This window comes from Psychrobacter sp. FME5 (genome assembly GCF_014861375.1).
Lineage (GTDB): Bacteria > Pseudomonadota > Gammaproteobacteria > Pseudomonadales > Moraxellaceae > Psychrobacter.
Window position 1 is genome coordinate 1 of record NZ_RRYX01000202.1, and the last position, 2,049, is coordinate 2,049.

The 2,049-nt window shown below is 39.8% G+C and carries 5 protein-coding genes; 4 read left to right on the plus strand and 1 reads right to left on the minus strand.

The features are described 5' to 3' along the window. The first annotated feature begins 166 nt into the window (after positions 1 to 166). The 4 genes from EI161_RS14090 (at position 167) to EI161_RS14105 (ending at position 1,827) form a co-directional block, all read left to right on the plus strand. Complete coding sequence (locus tag EI161_RS14090; RefSeq protein WP_318779303.1) at positions 167 to 535, plus strand: hypothetical protein; 369 nt, start codon at positions 167 to 169, stop codon at positions 533 to 535. Positions 536 to 584: 49 nt separating this feature from the next. Next, positions 585 to 1,049, plus strand: coding sequence for a DUF4870 domain-containing protein (locus EI161_RS14095; protein WP_192523818.1), 465 nt, complete (start codon positions 585 to 587; stop codon positions 1,047 to 1,049). Between the two features lie 90 nt (positions 1,050 to 1,139). Beyond that, entirely contained in the window at positions 1,140 to 1,508 is a 369-nt protein-coding gene (locus tag EI161_RS14100; RefSeq protein ID WP_192523819.1) for a hypothetical protein, read from the plus strand. 37 nt (positions 1,509 to 1,545) lie between these two features. After that, positions 1,546 to 1,827 carry a DUF503 domain-containing protein gene (locus tag EI161_RS14105; protein ID WP_192523820.1) on the plus strand — a complete coding sequence of 94 codons (282 nt, stop codon included), beginning with the start codon at positions 1,546 to 1,548 and terminating at the stop codon, positions 1,825 to 1,827. An 82-nt stretch (positions 1,828 to 1,909) separates the two neighbouring features. Here the strand turns inward: EI161_RS14105 and EI161_RS14110 are convergent. Continuing rightward, a partial coding sequence (locus EI161_RS14110; RefSeq protein ID WP_192524181.1) for an IS1 family transposase occupies positions 1,910 to 2,049 on the minus strand: 140 nt, incomplete at its 5' end.

Here is a 2,049-nt window from a genome sequence, read left to right on the forward strand (position 1 = left end):
ACGATCTAAGTATAGCTTATTCTGAAATATCTATGCTAATTGATGACACGCCCTAAGTTAATAATAAAATTTTAAGTATAAACAGACAAATATCTTGAAATTAAGTTGGGTTTTGAGCAATAAATCTGTATAGTTCAAGTAACATTATAGATACATAGAAGGTAACGTGAAAAACTTAAATAAATTGGCATTAGTCCTATTATTAACCCCACTATTTGCGGCCTGCTCTAGTGGCCCTTCTGATAGCACTGTCGAGGGACTAATCGAAGCGCAGTATGAGCAAATGGATAGCGCAATGGATGATGTGGTGGCGGGTGCCGGCAACGATGAAATGGTACAGGCTATGAGTGGCATGATGGAAGGCATGATGCCAAAGCTTGAAAGCGTTGATAATATCAACTGTGATACCACTGATGGCGAAAATATCTATATGTGTACCGCTGAAGTGACGCAAAGTATAAACGGTAATAGCCGAATGAATAAAGGTAGCTTTCGTGTTTATAAAGTCAATGATGAGTGGGTGCTGGGTAATTAGAATCACAACTCGATATTTAAGCTAATCTTATAAAGGAATATATTTAGACATGCCTAATAGCACGCAACAACCTCACGTGAATATCAACAAAGATACTGGCAATAACACTGCTAACGCTCAAGAAAACCTTAACAGCACGGCTATACAAGCAACGAACACTCAACAGGACTCTACAAATATCGCCCTGTTAAATTGGCTAGGGTGTCTGTTTTTTGGTTTTATCCCGCCGCTCGTTATCATGCTGACAAAAAAGGACGATCCTTACGTTCAGTCGCAAGCTAAAGAAGCGTTGAATTGGTGTATTACCTTTTTCATCACTTATATTGTGCTGTGGATTGCAGTGATGATAGTGGGCTTTATCCTCGCTTTTATTTGGTCACCCTTGGCATTGTTACCGATGATGTTCTTATTCTTGTATCCCTTTGTACACCCTGTATTTTGTATCATGGGTGCGGTCAAAAGCTCTGCTGGTAAAGACTTTAGAGTCCCCTTTAATATTCGACTGATTAAATAATGTAAGGGGTAATGACAGATATTGCTTATAAAAAGATGCTAATGTGAATTGGTATCTTTTTTACTTGTTTAAGGCGCTAAGGATATTTATATGAATATTTATTTTTTCTCCAAAAAGGCAGGTAAGACGGCTATCCTATTTCTGGGACTGCTTGTATTGCTGCTTTTATCTTATCCAGCCTTGGCAAAAACTTATCAAATTCAAGATTTTTCTAACGACTATCATGCGGTTATTAAAACAACAAATAATGACGATAGTGACTCAAGTAGCGTCATAAATATTATTGACGCAAAAACCAAGCAAACCCTAATCAGCCAGCCAGCTATCCTTGATATAAAATATGAACTTGAGAACAATCAAGCGCGTCAGCTGGGCGAAAAGATCAGCGCCAATATCGTTAGTATCCCTTATGGCGAGCACAGCGTGCTGGTCTACGATGACTTTAACTTCTTATATTGACCTGACTGTATTAAAAAACCTCATTAAGGAAGATAAAATGCATATCGGCATCCTAACTCTGACTTTTTCTCTACCTGGTTGTAGCTCATTAAAAGAAAAACGCCAACGTATGGGCGGCTTACATGCACGCTTTGGCAATACGCCAAGCGTCGCGGTATGTGAGAGCGGCGAGCGTGATCGGCATGATGCGAGCGAGTGGACGTTTGTGATCGTCGGGCTATCTAAACGCGAGGTTGAGTCGCAGTGTAATCAAATCGAGGCGAAGATAGAACGTACGGTAGACGCGCGGATAATGAATGTAGAAAGGGAGTTCATATAGGTGGGCTTTATTGCAGGATGCTCCTTTCGCAGCGACTCTAATTAAAAAAATAAAGGGTGGTGTTCTAAAAAGTATGCTGGCATCAGACGTAGCCATAATTGATGTAAAAGAACACCATATCAAACACTTTGAAGTGATTATCGAGCTTCTTAGAGAAACAACAGGTTTTTCTAACCGCTCGTCTTAATCGGTGTCTAAGGCGACAGTTATTACCCTCTATAC

Coding starts and splice junctions, on each gene's coding strand:
- EI161_RS14100 (WP_192523819.1), top strand. CDS start 1,140: ATGAATATTTATTTTTTCTCCAAAAAGGCAGGTAAGACGGCTATCCTA.
- EI161_RS14095 (WP_192523818.1), top strand. CDS start 585: ATGCCTAATAGCACGCAACAACCTCACGTGAATATCAACAAAGATACT.
- EI161_RS14105 (WP_192523820.1), top strand. CDS start 1,546: ATGCATATCGGCATCCTAACTCTGACTTTTTCTCTACCTGGTTGTAGC.